The following is a 14,537-nucleotide window of genomic DNA, read 5'->3' on the forward strand; positions in this document are numbered from 1 at the left end:
TCCGCGATCACCCGCTGCCAGAAGACGACCGGCTTGGTGTGCGGGTTGTCGACCCGGAAGATCCGCACGCCGTGGTCCATCCAGTGCCGCAGCACCCGCAGCGTCTCGGCGATCAGACCGTCCAGGTCGGCGTCGAAGGCGATCGGGTAGATGTCCTGGTACTTCTTCGGCGGGTTCTCGGCGTAGGCGATGGTGCCGTCCGCCCGGTGATGGAACCACTCCGGATGTTTCTGCACCCAGGGATGGTCGGGGGAGCACTGCAACGCGAAGTCCAGCGCGATTTCGAGATCGTGTGTGCGGGCTTGGGCCACGAACCAGTCGAAGTCGTCGATGGTGCCCAGGTCGGGGTGGACGGCGTCATGTCCGCCCTCGGGGGAGCCGATCGCCCACGGCACCCCGACATCCTCGGGGGCGGCCGACAGCGTGTTGTTCGGGCCCTTGCGGAACGTCGACCCGATCGGATGGATCGGCGGCAGATACACCACGTCGAAGCCCATCGCGGCGATGGCCGGAAGCCGCCTCGCCGCCGTCCGGAACGTGCCGTGCGGACGCTCCACCGTCCCTTCCGAGCGCGGGAAGAACTCGTACCACGACCCGTACAGCGCCCGCTCCCGCTCCACCAGCAGCGGCAACTCCTCGGAGGCGGTGACCAGTTCCCGCAGCGGATACCGCGCGAGCACCGCGTCCACCTCCGCCGTCAACGCCCCCGTGAGGCGTGCCGAGACCGACAGCGAGTCGTCGCGCAGCGAGTCCGCCGCGGCCAGCACCCGTGCGCGCGCCTCCTCCTCGGGCACCCCGTCGGCCGCCCGTTCATGGAGGTCCGCGCCCTCCTCCAGGACCAGGCCGACGTCGATGCCGGCCGGGATCTTGATGCGGGCGTGATGGCGCCAGGTCGCGATCGGGTCGCTCCAGGCCTCCACGCGATAGGTCCAGCGGCCCACGCTGTCGGGCGTGACGTCGGCACCCCAGCGGTCGGAGCCGGGGGCGAGTTCGCGCATCGGGGTCCACGGGCCCGGGCGGCCCTCGGGGTCGGTCAGGACGACGTTGGCGGCGACCGCGTCATGGCCCTCCCGGAACACGGTGGCGGTGACCTGGAACGTCTCACCCGGGACCGCCTTGGCCGGGCTTCTGCCGCCGTCGACGGCGGGACGGACGTCCCGGACCGGGATACGGCCGATCGTGTCGCTCGCCCTCATGGGTCTCACCTCCGCGTGCTCGACGAGGCCGGGCCCGTGGCCCGGCCGGGGATCCAAGCTGCGCCGGAAGGGGCTACCTTCCCGCGGGGGTACGCAGCAGCGGCACCGGCGGGCCCCGTCTGGCCGTCGCGGCGGCGCAGAGCTGGGCGTCCTGCTCGCGGAGGTAGGTGGCGAGGTTGGTGCGCAGATAGCGTTCGGCGGCCTCGGCGGCTTCCCGCGCGCAGCGCTTTCCCATGAGTACGCAGAGCGTGTAGCCCGAGTCCTCGAAGGTGGCCCGCACCCGGCGGTCGGCGGGGGAGGCGAGCATCAGCCGTTCCCAGGCCCGGTACCGCCGCAGTTTCCGGGCGACTTCGGCCTTGGCCGGTAGCAGCATGGCGCCGTTCACCTTCCTGGAGAGTTTCACTCATGGTGCACGTGTGACGACGCAGCGTCTTGTTGGAGCTTCAACCATCCCCCTGGTCGCTCGTGTTGCACGAATGGCGTAGCGCTCCCACTCTGGAGGTGACTCAGGAGCGATCACTGCTCACGCTGCGCGTTCGGGGCTCGTCCCACCGGGGCGAGGGGCGCGGGAGCTTCGCCGGTGAGGAGCGAACGACGATGAAGACCGCAGTGCCCCGCTACTACCACCTCGATGTGGACGTCACCCCGGAACGGGTCGGCCAGGTGAGGCGCATTCTGGCCGCTCACCTCCGGTACTGGGACCTGGACAACCTGGTCGAGCCCGTCTGCCGTGGTGCCGAACTGCTGCTGAAGGCCATCGACGAGCACGCGACCGACAAGTTCACCTCGATCGAGATGTGGTGGAACGGACAGCACCTCATCACGGCCGTCGGCGACAACGACCGCGATCTGCGCCCGGACCTGGACCTGCGGGCCTGTCTGGAGCGCATCGCCGCGATGAGCGACGGCTGGGGCTGCTGTGCCACCGACACCGGCAGCAAGGTCATCTGGTTCTCGCAGCGCGCCCGCGCCGGCGAACGCGTCCCGCTGGTGCCCACGGCGCCCGCGCCGAGCCTGCGCGAGGTGCTCCAGGTGCCCCGCGAGGAACCGCTCGTGGACGGCGTCCTGGAGGACGCCCGGTGACGGCGAAGCGCCGACACAAGGCAGGGGTGCCCGTATGGAGCGGGCACCCCTACCCGTTGGGCGCCGCCTTCGACGGACAGGGCACCAACTTCGCGCTGTTCAGCGAGGTCGCCGAGTGCGCCGAACTGGTCCTCGTGGACGACGACGGCAGCCATCGCAGCGTGCCGCTCGCCGAGGTCGACGGCTTCGTCTGGCACTGCTACCTCCCCGGCATCGGGCCGGGACAGCGCTACGGCTACCGCGTGCACGGACCCTGGCACCCCGAGCTCGGCCACCGCTGCAACCCGGCGAAGCTGCTGCTCGACCCGTACAGCAGGGCCGTCGACGGCCAGGTCGACAACCACCCCGCGCTCTACGCCCCCGACGCCGACAGTGCCGGGCACACCATGCTCGGCGTGGTCACCGACCCGCGCTTCGACTGGGGCGACGACCGGCCGCCCCGGCACGCCTACGCCGACACCGTCATCTACGAGGCGCACGTCCGCGGCCTCACCCGCACCCACCCCGACGTCCCCGCCGAACTGCGCGGCACCTACGCGGGGTTGGCCCACCCGGCGGTCGTGGAGCATCTGACCTCCCTGGGCGTGACCGCGGTCGAGCTGATGCCGGTGCACCAGTTCGTGCAGGACGGCGTGCTCCAGGACCGCGGGCTGTCCAACTACTGGGGCTACAACACGATCGGCTTCTTCGCCCCGCACAACGCCTACGCCGCCCGCGGCTCGCGCGGTCAGCAGGTCGACGAGTTCAAGACGATGGTGAAGGCGCTGCACGCGGCGGGCCTCGAAGTGATCCTGGACGTCGTCTACAACCACACCGCCGAGGGCAACGAGAAGGGGCCCACGCTCTCCTTCCGCGGGATCGACAACGCGTCGTACTACCGCCTGGTGGACGGCGACTGGGGCCACTACTACGACACCACCGGCACCGGGAACAGCCTGCTGATGCGGCACCCGTACGTGCTCCAGCTGATCATGGACTCGCTGCGCTACTGGGTCACCGAGATGCATGTCGACGGCTTCCGCTTCGACCTCGCGGCCACGCTGGCCCGGCAGTTCCACGAGGTGGACCGGCTCTCCGCGTTCTTCGACCTCATCCAGCAGGACCCGGTGATCAGCCGCGTCAAGCTGATCGCCGAGCCCTGGGACGTCGGCGAGGGCGGCTACCAGGTGGGCAACTTCCCGCCCCTGTGGTCGGAGTGGAACGGCAAGTACCGCGACACCGTCCGCGACTTCTGGCGCGGCGGCGAGCACACCCTCGGCGACTTCGCCTCCCGGCTGACCGGCTCCTCCGACCTCTACCAGCACAGCCGCCGCAGGCCGCGCGCCAGCGTCAACTTCGTGACCGCGCACGACGGTTTCACCCTGCGCGACCTCGTCTCCTACAACGACAAGCACAACGAGGCCAACGGCGAGGGCAACCGGGACGGCGAGAGCGTCAACCGGTCCTGGAACTGCGGCGCGGAGGGCGACACCGAGAACGCCGCCGTGCTGGAACTCCGGGCCCGCCAGCAGCGCAACTTCCTCGCCACACTGCTGCTCTCGCAGGGCATCCCGATGCTCTGCCACGGCGACGAACTCGGCCGCACCCAGCGCGGCAACAACAACGCCTACTGCCAGGACAACGAAGTCTCCTGGATTGACTGGAAGCTGACCGAGGAGCAGCACGACCTCACCGACTTCACGCGGTACGTCGTCGCACTGCGGGCTGCTCACCCCGTACTGCGCCGCCGCCGCTTCTTCCGCGGCGAGACCGTGACCTACGCCGGGCAGCCGCTGCCCGACCTCGTGTGGTTCGCGCCCGACGCCCGCGAGATGACCGACGGCGACTGGCTGCGCTCCGACGCCCACTCCGTCGCGGTCTTCCTCAACGGCGACGCCATCGCCGAACCCGACCCGTGCGGCCGCCCCGTCGTGGACGACTCCTTCCTGCTCCTGCTGAACGGCTACTGGGAACCGGTCGACTTCCGGCTGCCCGAGCCGGCGTACGGCGAGCGCTGGACGACGCTGATCGACACGGCGGAGCCGAAGGGCGCGCCCGACGAGGCGGAGCACAAGGCGGACACGACGCTGACCGTCGAGGCACGCAGTCTGATCCTGCTGTCGCGGCCCCCGGCGAACCCTCCCCGGCTCAGCGCCCCCGGCGCGCCGTCACGGTGAAGCGCGCGCCGTCGGGGTCGCGCAGTACGGCCTCGTCGGCGCCCTTCGACAGGACGCTGCCGCCCTCCCGCTCGGCGGCCCGGGCGCACGCCTCGACGTCCGTGACGGCGAAGTGGACCTGCCAGTGCGGCCGGATCGTGGGGTCGGGGGCTGCCTCCAGGGCGCCGGACTCGATCCGGGCCACGACCTCGCCCTGGCTGCGCAGCACCACCTCGCCGCCCTCGTACTTGACCTCGCAGCAGCCCGGCCGGTCGGAGGCCCAGTCGAGGATCTCGCCGTAGAAGATGGCGGCGTCGAAGGCGTCCCGGGTGTGCAGCCGGATGAAGGTGGGGGCCGCGTGCCGCCAGTTCTCCCAGTTGGCCACGAGCTCGCCCTCCCAGATGCCGAAGGTCGCCCCGTCCCGGTCGGCGAGCAGGGCCGCCCGGCCGGGCGGGAAGGAGAGCGGTCCGACGGCCGCGGTGCCGCCCCGCTCCTGTGCGCGTGCCACGGCCTCGTCCGCGCTGGGCACGGCGAAGTACGGCGTCCACGCCACCGCCATCTGCCACATCGCGGCGACCGCGGCGATCCCGGCCACCGGCGTGTCGTCCACCACCGCCACCCGGAACCGGTCGCCGAGCTTGGCCGGACGCCACTCCCAGCCCAGCACGGCGGTGTAGAACCCCTCGGCGGTGTCCTGGTCGCGGCTGGTCAGGCTCACCCAGCAGGGTGCGCCGAACACGGCGTGCGTGGAGACGACGTCCGTCGTACCACCGGGGAGTCTCGTGTCATGGTTCATGGCAGTCGCGTCCTGGGTCTCGGCGGCCGGCGGCCCCCGGTCTCTTCCAGTGTCCGGCCGGAACCGCTCCGGGCGCCTGTCGAGTACCCCGGGGGCGGTACGGAAACGAGTGGGGTGCGCCGGTTGGCAGTGCGCCGGTCGAGTGAGCAGGATGGATGCGTGACCCCGGCGCCGCACGATCCGTCCGACGAGACCGACCGCATCTTCGAGCTGCAGGAGGAAGTCGAGCAGCTGAAGGAGGCCGTCGCCTCGCACGCCGTCGTGGACCAGGCGATCGGCATGATGGTCGCGCTGGGCCGGGTGACCCCGGACCGGGGGTGGACCGTACTGAGGGACGTCTCCCAGCACACCAACATCAAGCTCCGCAATGTCGCGGAACTGATCCTGATCTGGGGGCGGAACGGGGAGCTGCCCGCGGAGGTCCGTGCCGAGCTGGAGGCCGCGCTCGACCGCCACGGCCCGGAACAGATCCCCGAAGCGCCGCAGGAGTGACCGCCGGGCTCAGCCGGTCTCGGCCAGCTCCTCGCGGATGTGCGCGAAGCAGCCGCTGAGCAGGCGGGAGACATGCATCTGCGAGATGCCGAGCTGCTCGGCGATCCCGCTCTGTGTCATGCCCCGGAAGAACCGCAGATACAGGATGGTCTGCTCACGCTCGGGCAGCGCCCTCAGGCACGGCCCCACGGCCACCCGGTCCACGACGACGTCGTACTGCGGGTCGGGGCCGCCGATCGCGTCCCCGAGGGCGTAGCCGTCGGTGCCCGGCATCTCCGCTTCCAGGGACAGCGCGGAGAAGCACTCCAGCGCCTCCATGCCGGCGCGCACCTCGTCCTCGGTGAGCTGGGTGTGGGCGGCGATCTCGGCGAGCGTCGGGGCCCGGCCCGGGGTCGTCTGGTCCAGCTCCCGCAGCGCGTGCCGTACCTGGTTGCGCAGGTCCTGGACCCGGCGCGGGACGTGCAGGGTCCACATGTGGTCGCGGAAGTGGCGCTTGATCTCGCCGGTGATGGTCGGCACGGCGTACGCCTCGAAGGCGTGGCCGCGCTCGGCGTCGTAGTGGTCGACGGCCTTCACCAGGCCCAGGGCCGCCACCTGGTACAGGTCCTCCAGGGACTCGCCCCGCCCCTTGAACCGCACCGCGATCCGCTCGGCCATCGGCAGCCAGGCCTCGATCAGCCCGTCGCGGAGCGCCTTGCGTTCCGGTCCCTCGGGCAGGGCCGCGAGGCGCTCGAAGGACGCGGCCGTGTCGGGGGCGTCGTCGTGCGGATGCGGCTTCGTTCTGGTGGTGACGCGCATCGCGCGCACCTCCCTCAGCAGGTGCTGGATGGAAAGACACCAAGGGAAGCGCGCGCTCGGACCTGACGGAGGACACCGGGGACGGTTCCCACGGACGTGCCTCCTGTCCGAAGCACTGCCTTGCGGATGCCCCGCGAGAGTGGTTTCAAACTGATTAACGCTTTTCAGGTGTTTTGTCTGCCGTAGGAGTACGGCATTGCTTGACCGTCCATTGGGTCCATTACCTCTGCTACAGAGCTAATCTCGGCGGTGTGGAACAGGAGATCTTTCCCGAGGAGCTCGCCGACGCGCTGGTCGGTGTCCAGCGGCTGATCCGGCGCCGGCTGCGCCGCGAGATGCCGGCACCGCAGCTCCGCGGCGCCGAGGTGGAGCTGCTGCGGCTGGTCGTGGACCGGCCCGGCATCGGCATCTCGGAGGCCGCCAAGGAACTGCACCTGGCGGGGAACTCGGTGTCGACTCTGGTCAACCAGCTGGGCCGGCAGGGCTATCTGGTCCGCGAGACGGCCCCGGCCGACCGGCGGGCCGCCCGTCTGCTGCCGACCCCGGCCGCCGAGGCGCGGCTCGGCGAGTGGCGCAAACGCCGCGCCGACCTCGTACGGCGTCAGATGGCCCGGCTCGACGAGGCCGAGCAGGAAGCGCTCGCGGCCGCCATCCCGGTCCTGCGTCATCTGGCCGACAACCTGCGGGAGGAACCGTGACACCGGACGCCGTCAGCTGCACCGGACTCACCTACGCCTTCGGCGACACCCGTGCCGTCGACGGGCTCGATCTGACCGTCACGGAGGGAGAGGTCTTCGGGCTGCTCGGCCCCAACGGAGCCGGGAAGACCACGGCGATCCGCTGTATGACCACCCTGCTGCCGGTGCCGTCCGGGATGGTCCGGGTCTTCGGGCACGACGCTGCCGGGGACCGGATGGCGGTGCGGCGGCTGCTCGGCTATGTGCCGCAGCAGCTGTCCGCCGACCAGGGCCTGACCGGCCGCGAGAACGTCGCCCTGTTCGCCCGGGTCTTCGACGTGTCCCGGCGCGAGCGTGGCGCCCGGGTCGCCCAGGCCCTCGCCGCCGTCGATCTCACTGAGGCCGCCGACCGGCTCGCCAAGACCTACTCCGGCGGCATGGTCCGCCGTCTCGAACTCGCCCAGGCCCTGGTCAGCGCGCCCCGGCTGCTCATCCTCGACGAGCCGACCATCGGCCTCGACCCGATCGCCCGCACCGGCGTGTGGGAGCACATCAACGCCGTCCGCGAGGCCACCGGCATGACGGTGCTCGTCACCACCCACTACATGGACGAGGCCGACCAGTACTGCGACCGCGTGGGCCTCATGCACCGGGGCCGCATCCGGGCCCTCGGCACCCCCGGCGAGCTGCGGCAGGGGCTCGCCGAGCGACGGAACACGCAGACCCTGCCCACGTTGGAGGACGTCTTCCGGGACATCGCCGGCAGTGGGCTCGACGACCAGTCAGGAGACTTCCGCGATGTCCGAAGCACCCGCCGCACCGCAGGCCGTGTCGGCTGACCGGATAGGCCTGCTGCTGAAGCCGCCGACACCCCGCGCGGGCTGGCGGCTGCTGCCCGCCCGGGTCGGCGCGATGTGCGCCGTCGAACTGCAGAAGCTGCGCCATGACCGCACCGAGCTCTATACCCGGGCCGTCCAGCCCGCCCTGTGGCTGCTGATCTTCGGCCAGACCTTCACCCGCATCAAGGCGATCCCCACCGACGGCATCCCCTACATCGACTATCTGGCGCCCGGCATCATCGCCCAGTCCGCGATGTTCATCGCCATCTTCTACGGCATCCAGATCATCTGGGAACGGGACGCCGGCATCCTCAACAAGCTCCTCGTCACCCCGACCCCGCGCTCCGCGCTGATCACCGGCAAGGCCTTCGCGGCCGGGGTGAAGTCCCTGGTCCAGGCCGTCGTCGTGATCCTCATCGCCGCCGTGCTCGGCGTCGCGCTGACCTGGAACCCGCTGAAGCTGCTCGGTGTCGGGGTGATCGTCGTCCTCGGATCCGCCTTCTTCTCGTGTCTGTCGATGACCATCGCCGGGATCGTCCTGAGCCGCGACCGGCTGATGGGGTTCGGGCAGGCCATCACCATGCCGCTGTTCTTCGGCTCCAACGCCCTCTACCCGCTGTCCGTCATGCCCGGCTGGCTTCAGGCGGTCAGCAAGGTCAACCCGCTCAGCTATCAAGTGGACGCCCTGCGCGGCCTCCTCCTCGGCACGCCCGCCCATCTCGCCCTCGACTTCGCGGTGCTGTTCGTCGCCGCCGCGCTCGGTATCGCTGCGGCCTCCTCACTGCTCGGCCGTCTCGCGCGCTGATCTTGCGCCGGGACGTGATGTGCGGCACGCCCGCCGGGTGCCCGGTGACGCCCCGTCGGGGAGTTCTTCCTGCGCACGGCTTGATCACTGATCAAAGGGGGTGAATCCGCTGGCCACAGCGCATTCTGCTCATTTGACAGTGCACTGAGCACACAGATAGGAAGCAGCTCTCTGAGGGACAAGAGGTGGATCGTGTACGAGCCGAACGTGGTCGGGGACTGGCAGGAGTACGACGAGCATGCCGGTCTGCGGGTGCGCGTTCACCGTCTCGAAGCCGCCGAGCCGCCACGTGGCCGGGACGACGCCGCCGAGGGGCTCACGTACTTCAGCGTCCGCGTGACCGTCGAGAACCGCGGTCACCACCACCCCACGATTCATCTGGAGGACGGCCAGATCGACGTCCGGGTCGGGACCGAGGGCGAGAGCGCGTTCATCGACTGGCGCAATTCGCAGTTCATCGAGGGCTTCGACGTCTATCCGCTGCGCCGGGCCACCGCCGTGCTGTACGCGGCCGGACCGGAGGCGGCGCTGGGCCTGGTCGACGTGCAGATCCAGCTGCGGGTCGACGACGACTGGGCGGACCGGCGGCTGTGGGCGGGCGGCATCGGCTTGCAGGAAGGCGCCGTCCAGACGGCTTGCGGCCGGGACGGCGTGGCCCACCAGGTCAGCAATTTCCTGCGGGACCAGGCCGAAGAGGGCACCGCCTGAGGGGCGGCCCCCAAGGTGCCTGAGGGGGAGTCCCCGAGGTCAGTGCGGGATGCCGTCGATGATCTCGCGGGCGCCCTGACGCAGCAGCGCCACCGCGACCGAGGTGCCGAGCGTGGCCGGGTCGAGACGCCCCGCCCATTCGTGGGCGTTGAGCCGGGTCTTGCCGTCCGGGGTGAACACACAGGCCCGCAGGGAGAGTTCGCCGCCGTGGTCCACGCGCGCGTACCCGGCGATCGGGCTGTTGCAGTGCCCTTGGAGGACGTGCAGGAACATGCGCTCCGCCGTGGCCTCCCGGTGGGTGTCCGGATCGCCGAGCCCGCTGACCGCGTCGATCAGCTCGGTGTCGCCCTCGCGGCACTGAAGGGCGAGGATGCCCGCGCCGATCGGCGGCATCATCGTCTCGGGGGAGAGCACCTCGCTGATCACGTCCTCGCGCCCGATGCGCTCCAGGCCCGACACCGCGAGCAGCAGCGCGTCGGCCTCCCCGGCCGCCAGCTTCGCCAGCCGCCGGTTGGCGTTGCCGCGGAAGGGCACGCACTCCAGCTCGGGGTGGGTGGCCGCCAGTTGCGCGACCCTGCGTACCGAGGAGGTGCCGATCCGGGTGCCGGCCGGGAGCTCGTCCAGGGTCAGCCCGCCCGGGTGGATCAGCGCGTCCCGGATGTCGTCCCGCTTCAGGAACGCGGCGAACGTCGTCCCCGCCGGCAGCGGCCGGTCGGCCGGCACGTCCTTCACGCAGTGCACCGCGAGGTCGGCCTCCCCGGCCAGCAGCGCGGCGTCGACCTCCTTGGTGAACGCGCCCTTGCCCTCGACCTTCGACAGGTCGCCCATCCACTTGTCACCGGTCGTCTTCACCGGCACGACCTCGGTGCGCACTCCGGGGTGCAGTACGGCCAACTCGGCGCGGACACGCTCCACTTGGGCGAGCGCCATGGGCGAGTCGCGGGAGACGATACGGATCAGTTCCGGCACGGACATGCGGGACACGATAGACCCTCGCGGTCGTGCGTCCGTCCAGTACCGCTCTTCCGGTGACGCTCTTCACGCCCGCCAGTCGAAGGGAAAGAATTCCGCGCTTTCCGCGAGCGCGGCGGCATCGGCCGGGGTGCGCACCAGGCAGCGGTGGCGCAGGAGTTCACGCCGCTCGCCCGGCGACAGCTCCTGGGCCTGCCAGTCGAGCGCGTCGATGTCCTCGCGCCCGCAGGCGTTGACCTCGTCCCCGGCCGCCGTCCGCAGATCCACCCGGAAGTCCGTGCGCCACTGGGAGTTGTGCCCCCAGCCCTGGGACAGGTCCACGGTCGGACGGTGCCGCCGCAGATACGTCCAGTACAGCGGCGACCGGTCGGCCACCCCGCACACGGCGTGCCGGACGCCCGCCCGCACCCGGACCCCGGCCCGGCCGAACAGCAGGGATCCGAACCAGAGTCCGGGCCACACGACGTCCGTGACCCGGATCGGCTCGTCCGGGTCCTCCGCCTGCTCGACCTCCACGATCTCGTGCAGGAACGGGTCGAAGACCTCGGGCTCCTCGAACGGCGTCAGGCCCAGGCCGGTGAAGAGCCGGACGTACTCGTCCCTCGACACGGCGGGCCAGACACCGGCGTGCTCACCGGGCGGCTGGAATCCGACCAGCAGGACATCGCTGACCCGGCTCAGCGCGTACAGCTCCCACAGGAGATCGCCGCACCGCTCGTCCGGCCCGTCGACCGCCGTCGCGGCGAGCAGCTCGACGCCCGTGGTGAGCACCTCGCGGTAGGCGAGCTGCGCCCGTGCGAGCCAGGGGTCCACCACGGCGGCGTACACGCCCGCACCCTCGTGGTCGCGCACCGCCTGGAACAGCATGCGCGCGTTGGCCCAGGCCTCCTCTTCGACCATGCGCGCACCCTAGCGACGGCCCGCGAGGGTGATCCACAGGATTTAACCGACCAGCGGCTCGCTCATCTCGACCGCGCGCAGCGCCGCCGCGAGCGCCAGGTCGTCGCCGATGTCGAGGGCGGTATCGGTGAGCTTGATGACGTGCTCGTCGCCGTGGGCCAGGGCGCGTTCCATGACCTCCTCGGCGGTGAGCCGGGCGGGCGGGGTCCAGGCGACCGCCTCCGCGGGCGCGTACATCGCGGTGACCGCCGCGGACGCCGCCCACGCCGCGTGCAGGCTCGGCGCCCACTGGTCGCGAGGGAGCGAGTCCAGGGCGCGCAGCACCGCGTTGGGCGCCGTGGCCGCGTGCACGAGCATGGTCGGCTCGCCGTGGCCGTGGGTGGCGTAGCGGTGGGTGGCGGCCCGGACGAGCTCGGTGAGACGGGCGCGGGCCGTGTCCGGGTCGGTCACGTCGTCCGCCCAGGAAGGGAGTCGGCGCACGGCCGCCAGCCGGTTCCGGAAGCCCAGGTGGCCCGGTTCGATCGCGGGTACGGCGTCCAGGGACCCCATGGCGGTCGGCGCGCCCGGCAGTACCGCGACGCCGGTCACCGGCTGGTGGCGGGCCGCCCAGTAGCCCAGCGCGTGCGCGAGTTCGGTGACCCGGGGCGCGTGCTCGCCGGCTTCGAGGGCGCGTACGGCGTGGCCGACGCGGATGACGGTGTGGGTGGCGCCGCCGTACAGGCCCGGCAGCAGTCGCGGCCACCACTCGGCGAGGCCGTCCCGCCACGGGCGTTCGGCGAGGGTGCGGGAGAAATGGTCGGTCCAGTCCGCGATCCGGCGCGGATCGCCCAGCGCCTCCCGCCAGTTGTCGTCGGTGACGGGGGCCACCCGGTCGGGGAAGTCCTCCAGCTTGTCCTGGTAGAGGTCCACCCAGCGGTGCACCGCCCCCGACTGCCCGTGGGCGGCGAGCGCCTCGACGACCATGGGGGCGTGGTTGCTCAGCCAGCCGTCGCGTTCGGGGCCCGCGGTGTGGAGGCGCTCCAGGGCTTCTTCGAGCTGTCCGCTCGTCTCGCTGTCGTCCATGAACAGGACGCTATGCGGCGGGCCCGGATGCCGGGATCGGGCGCGGGACCGAAGCCGTGAGGTGCACGGGTCCTAGGTCTCGCGCCCGAGACGGCACCGGGTCAGGCGTTGGGGTCGAACGAGATCCCCGAGGGCTTCGCCGACGTCAGATGCGCCGCGAAGTTGGCGTCCTTCAGACCGAAGTTGGCGCTGCCGAAGTCGTACGCGCTGAGCTTGTCGCGGACGGCCGTGGACGGGTAGCCGTTCCAGCCGACCAGCGGCGGGTACTGCCAGGTGCCCTTCTCGTTCTCCGGCGGCTCGTCGTTGGAGCCGGCCAGACGGAAGCAGTGCGTGCTCGCGCCGTCCTTGTGGTAGACGACCTTCGCGTGGGTGCCGTCGAAGCGGACGCTGGAGGCCGCGCTCACCGTGAACGACCCGTGGTTGGACGTGGAGACGTACTGGACCGCACCGTTCTGTACCCAGATCACGACGTGCTCCCAGTCGTGCCGGTGCCCGCCGATGCTGCTGTTCGCGAGGGCCTGGTCCTTCTCGAAGTACAGGCCGTACATGTACGCGCACCAGCCGTTGTTGCACTTGTAGCGCGAGTACGTGTTGGCGTTGTTGAGGTGCGCGAGGTCGTGGCATTCGCCGCTGAGCGAACCGGTCGGCTTCAGGCCGCCGTTGACGGTGCCGTCGGCGCCGATCGCGACGGACGGCTCGCAGCCGTCGGTGTCGTAGTCGAAGGCCGGCTGGTACGTGTACTCGGCCGACTCGGCGTTGGCCGGCAGGGCCGTGGGCGGGGCGGCCAGGGCCGTGCTGGGGAAGGCGACGACCAGGGCGGCGGCGCCCGCGAGACCGGTGAACCATCTCGCGCGGTGCTTCTTGAACGACGGTGACGACGACACTGCGTCCTCCTCCTGGTGCGGGCGCAGCCCAACGGCTGTAGGGGAATGGGAGATTCAGCTTCCCGACTTTCCATGTCCGCGCCAAGAGGTCGTAGGCGACTCACTGGTAACAATCGTCCGAACAGTTGGATCTTGTTCGAGATGTCAGACGAGACCGTCCGGCAGGGTGGCCGACGACTCGTCAGGTGTGAGGTCTGTGCGCAGGCGCAGCCAGGACGGCTGGCGCAGCAGTCCCACGCGCGTGCGGGTGCTGTAGCGGACCTCGCCGACCAGCCGCGGCAGCACCCAGTGCGCGCCCGCCACCTTCGGTGCCGGGTCAAAGGGGCACGTGTCCGTGGCGGCCTCGTGCAACAGCTCGGCGAGGCGGGTCCGTTCCGCCTCGCTCCACCCCGTACCGACGTTGCCGACGTACCGCAGCCGTCCGGCGGCGCGCTGTCCGACCAGCACCGCGCCCGGCAGGCCGGTCAGCCGGCCCTTGCCCGGGAGCCAGCCGCCGACCAGGACGTCCTCGCTGCGCATGTTCCGGATCTTGATCCACGCGCGGGAGCGCACCCCGGGTTCGTACGGCGAGTCGAGCCGCTTGCAGACCAGGCCCTCCAGACCGTGGTCGCGAGTGGCCTGGAGGGCCTGCCGCCCATGGCCGACGATCGCGGCCGGGGTGGACCAGAAGGGTCCGTCGAGGCCCAGCTGCTCCAGCTGGCCGCGTCGTCGCGCGTAGGGGAGTGCGGTGAGGGTGTGGCCCGCCAGGTGCATGACGTCGAACAGCGCCAGATGGACGGGCACTTCGGCGGCCATCCGCGCGGCCTTGCCCGGGGCGTGGGCCAGCCCCATGCGGGACTGGAGCAACTGGAAGTCGGCGCGGCCCTGTTCGTCGAGGGCCAGGACCTCGCCGTCCAGTACGGCGGACAGGGTGCCCAGCGCGCCGCCCAGCGGCCGCAGTTCGGGATAGGCGGCGGTGATGTCCTCCCCGGACCGGGCCCGCAGCAGCACGCTTCCGTCGCCGGTGAGGTAGGCCACGACACGCTGGCCGTCCTGCTTGGTCTCGTAGGCCCAGTGCGCGTCCTGCGTGGCGGGCGGGAGGGTGCCGGGGGTGGCGAGCATGGGCGGGATGAGGGGGAGGGTCACGGGTGAGTTGTCGACGGGCGGTCGCGACGGCATGCCCACCCGGGTGCCGTTTCCCCTGAACGGCG

Annotated in this window: 16 protein-coding genes; 7 read left to right on the plus strand and 9 right to left on the minus strand. The window is 71.2% G+C overall.

Annotated features, from left to right (window positions below):
* Together ABZ928_RS17020 and ABZ928_RS17025 are read right to left on the minus strand one after the other, a co-directional pair.
* On the minus strand, positions 1-1,196 hold a 1,196-nt coding region (locus ABZ928_RS17020), incomplete at its 3' end, for a maltotransferase domain-containing protein (RefSeq protein WP_361518949.1).
* A gap of 73 nt (positions 1,197-1,269) precedes the next feature.
* The gene (locus ABZ928_RS17025; protein WP_361518951.1) at positions 1,270-1,569 is read right to left on the minus strand and encodes a DUF5133 domain-containing protein; all 300 of its coding nucleotides are present in this window, start codon (positions 1,567-1,569) and stop codon (positions 1,270-1,272) included.
* A gap of 224 nt (positions 1,570-1,793) precedes the next feature.
* Between ABZ928_RS17025 and ABZ928_RS17030 the strand changes: the two genes are divergently transcribed.
* Complete coding sequence (locus tag ABZ928_RS17030; protein WP_361518952.1) at positions 1,794-2,279, plus strand: pep a2; 486 nt, start codon at positions 1,794-1,796, stop codon at positions 2,277-2,279.
* Between the two features lie 26 nt (positions 2,280-2,305).
* The gene (gene glgX / locus ABZ928_RS17035) at positions 2,306-4,435 is read left to right on the plus strand and encodes a glycogen debranching protein GlgX (protein ID WP_361520683.1); all 2,130 of its coding nucleotides are present in this window, start codon (positions 2,306-2,308) and stop codon (positions 4,433-4,435) included.
* Here the strand turns inward: glgX and ABZ928_RS17040 are convergent.
* Positions 4,407-5,210 (minus strand): VOC family protein, encoded by an 804-nt coding sequence (locus ABZ928_RS17040; RefSeq protein ID WP_361518954.1) that lies wholly within the window; start codon positions 5,208-5,210, stop codon positions 4,407-4,409. The genes glgX and ABZ928_RS17040 overlap by 29 nt on opposite strands.
* Before the next feature lie 159 nt (positions 5,211-5,369).
* Here ABZ928_RS17040 and ABZ928_RS17045 point away from each other — a divergent pair, with 159 nt between their 5' ends.
* Positions 5,370-5,702 carry an ANTAR domain-containing protein gene (locus ABZ928_RS17045; RefSeq protein ID WP_361518956.1) on the plus strand — a complete coding sequence of 111 codons (333 nt, stop codon included), beginning with the start codon at positions 5,370-5,372 and terminating at the stop codon, positions 5,700-5,702.
* A 9-nt stretch (positions 5,703-5,711) separates the two neighbouring features.
* Here ABZ928_RS17045 and ABZ928_RS17050 read toward each other — a convergent pair whose 3' ends face one another.
* A complete protein-coding gene (locus ABZ928_RS17050) occupies positions 5,712-6,500 on the minus strand; it encodes a SigB/SigF/SigG family RNA polymerase sigma factor (RefSeq protein ID WP_361518957.1) in 789 nt (262 codons plus the stop codon).
* A gap of 251 nt (positions 6,501-6,751) precedes the next feature.
* On the opposite strand from ABZ928_RS17050, the gene ABZ928_RS17055 reads away from it, so the two are divergent.
* The 4 genes from ABZ928_RS17055 to ABZ928_RS17070 all read left to right on the plus strand — a co-directional run bounded on the left by ABZ928_RS17055 (position 6,752) and on the right by ABZ928_RS17070 (position 9,529).
* Positions 6,752-7,198 (plus strand): MarR family winged helix-turn-helix transcriptional regulator, encoded by a 447-nt coding sequence (locus ABZ928_RS17055; protein WP_361518959.1) that lies wholly within the window; start codon positions 6,752-6,754, stop codon positions 7,196-7,198.
* Positions 7,195-8,016 (plus strand): ATP-binding cassette domain-containing protein, encoded by an 822-nt coding sequence (locus ABZ928_RS17060; protein ID WP_361518961.1) that lies wholly within the window; start codon positions 7,195-7,197, stop codon positions 8,014-8,016. Before ABZ928_RS17055 ends, ABZ928_RS17060 begins: the two co-directional genes overlap by 4 nt.
* Entirely contained in the window at positions 7,976-8,821 is an 846-nt protein-coding gene (locus ABZ928_RS17065; protein ID WP_361518963.1) for an ABC transporter permease, read from the plus strand. The genes ABZ928_RS17060 and ABZ928_RS17065 overlap by 41 nt, the downstream gene beginning before the upstream one ends.
* A gap of 192 nt (positions 8,822-9,013) precedes the next feature.
* Positions 9,014-9,529 carry a hypothetical protein gene (locus tag ABZ928_RS17070; RefSeq protein ID WP_361518965.1) on the plus strand — a complete coding sequence of 172 codons (516 nt, stop codon included), beginning with the start codon at positions 9,014-9,016 and terminating at the stop codon, positions 9,527-9,529.
* A 39-nt stretch (positions 9,530-9,568) separates the two neighbouring features.
* On the opposite strand, the gene hemC is transcribed toward ABZ928_RS17070, so the two are convergent.
* The 5 genes from hemC to ligD all read right to left on the minus strand — a co-directional run bounded on the left by hemC (position 9,569) and on the right by ligD (position 14,472).
* Entirely contained in the window at positions 9,569-10,504 is a 936-nt protein-coding gene (hemC, locus tag ABZ928_RS17075) for a hydroxymethylbilane synthase (RefSeq protein ID WP_361518966.1), read from the minus strand.
* 63 nt (positions 10,505-10,567) lie between these two features.
* Positions 10,568-11,401, minus strand: coding sequence for a hypothetical protein (locus tag ABZ928_RS17080; RefSeq protein ID WP_361518967.1), 834 nt, complete (start codon positions 11,399-11,401; stop codon positions 10,568-10,570).
* A gap of 42 nt (positions 11,402-11,443) precedes the next feature.
* Complete coding sequence (locus ABZ928_RS17085) at positions 11,444-12,463, minus strand: questin oxidase family protein (RefSeq protein WP_361518968.1); 1,020 nt, start codon at positions 12,461-12,463, stop codon at positions 11,444-11,446.
* Positions 12,464-12,564: 101 nt separating this feature from the next.
* Entirely contained in the window at positions 12,565-13,347 is a 783-nt protein-coding gene (locus ABZ928_RS17090) for an NPP1 family protein (RefSeq protein WP_361518970.1), read from the minus strand.
* Positions 13,348-13,491: 144 nt separating this feature from the next.
* Positions 13,492-14,472 (minus strand): non-homologous end-joining DNA ligase, encoded by a 981-nt coding sequence (gene ligD / locus ABZ928_RS17095; RefSeq protein WP_361518972.1) that lies wholly within the window; start codon positions 14,470-14,472, stop codon positions 13,492-13,494.
* Positions 14,473-14,537 lie beyond the last annotated feature (65 nt).

Origin of the sequence: Streptomyces sp. NPDC046909, assembly GCF_040644695.1 — a bacterium.
In the GTDB taxonomy this organism is placed as follows: domain Bacteria; phylum Actinomycetota; class Actinomycetes; order Streptomycetales; family Streptomycetaceae; genus Streptomyces.

What these genes read in the sequence shown, in the direction of transcription:
- ABZ928_RS17025 (WP_361518951.1), bottom strand. Translation starts at nt 1,569, where the DNA reads ATGCTGCTACCGGCCAAGGCCGAAGTCGCCCGGAAACTGCGGCGGTAC.
- ABZ928_RS17085 (WP_361518968.1), bottom strand. Translation starts at nt 12,463, where the DNA reads ATGGACGACAGCGAGACGAGCGGACAGCTCGAAGAAGCCCTGGAGCGC.
- ABZ928_RS17030 (WP_361518952.1), top strand. Translation starts at nt 1,794, where the DNA reads ATGAAGACCGCAGTGCCCCGCTACTACCACCTCGATGTGGACGTCACC.
- ABZ928_RS17050 (WP_361518957.1), bottom strand. Translation starts at nt 6,500, where the DNA reads ATGCGCGTCACCACCAGAACGAAGCCGCATCCGCACGACGACGCCCCC.
- ABZ928_RS17040 (WP_361518954.1), bottom strand. Translation starts at nt 5,210, where the DNA reads ATGAACCATGACACGAGACTCCCCGGTGGTACGACGGACGTCGTCTCC.
- hemC (WP_361518966.1), bottom strand. Translation starts at nt 10,504, where the DNA reads ATGTCCGTGCCGGAACTGATCCGTATCGTCTCCCGCGACTCGCCCATG.
- ABZ928_RS17065 (WP_361518963.1), top strand. Translation starts at nt 7,976, where the DNA reads ATGTCCGAAGCACCCGCCGCACCGCAGGCCGTGTCGGCTGACCGGATA.
- ABZ928_RS17080 (WP_361518967.1), bottom strand. Translation starts at nt 11,401, where the DNA reads ATGGTCGAAGAGGAGGCCTGGGCCAACGCGCGCATGCTGTTCCAGGCG.